This window comes from Bacillus sp. AF62, from assembly GCF_050312695.1.
Taxonomy (GTDB): Bacteria; Bacillota; Bacilli; order Bacillales; family Bacillaceae_G; genus Bacillus_A; species Bacillus_A cereus.
On the sequence record NZ_JBNPJZ010000132.1, the window covers coordinates 1 to 2,092 of the forward strand.

The window sequence follows — 2,092 nt, forward strand, 5'->3', positions numbered from 1 at the left end:
CCCCATTTCCACTCGATGACACCTCTTTATAACGCTTCTGTAACAATTGCAGTACACGTGCCGCATACATTTTAAAATAGGGAATGTTTTGCGCGGCAACCTTTCCAAAGTCCATTTGCATTAATGTTTCTTCTAACAGTTTGAGCTCGAATTCTAAAAATGTATCATGCTGTTTCTGAATCGAATGCGGGATATTATGCAAGGCATCCGCAATTTCTCTTACATATGTCATACTGGATTCATCTTGGTTTGAATAGGAAAATACATTTCGAATCAATACAAACGTTTCTTGCAATATCTCATACCCGATATGATGCAATACATTTTGATTCACCAACTCCCCTCATTCCTTTCTCTATGGTCCTTCAATTCCTGTATTGATTTGGAACTTATAACTTTCTACAAACCATTTCTCGCCTTCCAATACTAAATTTAATTTCATAGTGTGCTTTTCTTGTTGTTCTGTTCCATCAACCGTTACAAGATAATCATATTTAACCGTTACATCCGCTTTATTATCAGCGGTTTTGATGTAGTACATATCTGTTATCTTTGCTTTCGTTTGAATGTGCATAGAGCCATCATCTTCTATATGGTTATGTGCATCCTCTGGTGCATTTAATAATTTGTTTCGTGCTTCCCCTGTTATCATTTCTTTAATCTTTTCAAATCCTGGCTTTTCTTTTTGTTTGTTATCATTCTGTATTAACAGCTCTACAAACTGTTTTGCTACTTCTTGCCCTTTATCTTGCGTATTTTCTGTTAAAACTGTTACGCGCTTTTCCAATGCTCGATTCTCTGTTTTTAGCTTTTTTACTTGTTCCGTCCATTTCTTTTCCGTTTGCTCAACTTTATGCTGTAAAGTGCGATTTTGATTCCATAGCCATGCACTGATACCTACCAGTATAAGTATGACGAAACCAACGATTCCTTGTTTCATCCCTATTCCTCCCTTTCTTTCCGCTTATTTCGGCAAATAAGGTGCTGGGTCGACTTGACCAAACCTCAAAGATGTTTTGATCTCAAAGTGAAGATGTGGCCCTGTTACTTGCCCTGTTCTTCCGCAAACACCTACCTGTTGACCGACTCCAATGTTTTGTCCTTCCTGTACAGTAATGAACGACATATGACCGTATAAACTCCAATATCCATTCCCATGATTAATGACAACTACGTTTCCATATCCGCCAAATCCCGAACCGGAAGCGCCAAATTTCGCCCACTCTACAACGCCACCTTTCGACGCGGCAATTGGGGTGACACCGTCCTGGCAAGAATAATCAATGCCTTTATGGATGGTGCTCCAGCGTGGCCCAAATGGACTTGTAATCGTTGTTTGAGTGATTGGGCGGATAAATCCTTGTGAGCTTGCTGATCCCGTATCTACAACGCCGCCTGGCTTTCCCGCTTCACAATTAAAAGTAAGGCCGCCCATTTGCGCCACAAATTTTGTTACTAATACAGGCCATAAACCATTTGTACCATGCGGATCATTTGCGGCGCCTGGTGGCGCGTATTTAGCGCCTATTGCTTCTATGGTTGTAATCCCCATACCGATATAGTTTTTATATAAGTTTCGGGCCATAGCGTTGATTCCCTCATCTAAAGTGGCGAACTTCATGAATCCTTTCATTTGTGAACTACTAGGGTCCATGAGGCCACCAGGGTTGTTATAGTTCTTTACTGCGTTAGAAGTACCGTTCCCCGTTTCCAATTTTGCAATTGCCGCTAGTAAAACGGGATCGATTTGGTTTTGTGTTCCCGCATTTAAAAAGGCTTGTGCATTCCCTGCAAAAACGCCTCCTAAATGGGGCTGTAATTCTTCTGGTGTCACTGTTTTTCCACCTGGACGACAGACTGTCATTCCATTACTTGGGATGGTTGCTGGTGCTTCCTCTTCTTTTTTGCCAATGCCTTGCCCCAAAACGATAAATAAAAGAAATCCAATACAGACGAACAATCCTATTGTGAAAGTAGAACTCCCAAAAAGAAATGTCAGTAACCAGGATTTCTTTTTCTTCTTCTTTTTTTGTTCTTGTTCAATCTCTTCTTGTATCGTTTTGTCTACGACTTCTTTTATTTCTGGTCTCAT

The 2,092-nt window shown here is 40.5% G+C and carries 3 protein-coding genes; all 3 read right to left on the bottom strand.

The features are described from left to right. The coding region (locus ACQRBL_RS29815) for a hypothetical protein (protein ID WP_411996824.1) at positions 1–334 on the bottom strand (334 nt) is incomplete at its 3' end. Positions 335–355: 21 nt separating this feature from the next. Then, complete coding sequence (locus ACQRBL_RS29820) at positions 356–940, bottom strand: hypothetical protein (protein ID WP_411996823.1); 585 nt, start codon at positions 938–940, stop codon at positions 356–358. A gap of 24 nt (positions 941–964) precedes the next feature. After that, a partial coding sequence (locus ACQRBL_RS29825; protein WP_411996822.1) for a peptidoglycan DD-metalloendopeptidase family protein occupies positions 965–2,092 on the bottom strand: 1,128 nt, incomplete at its 5' end.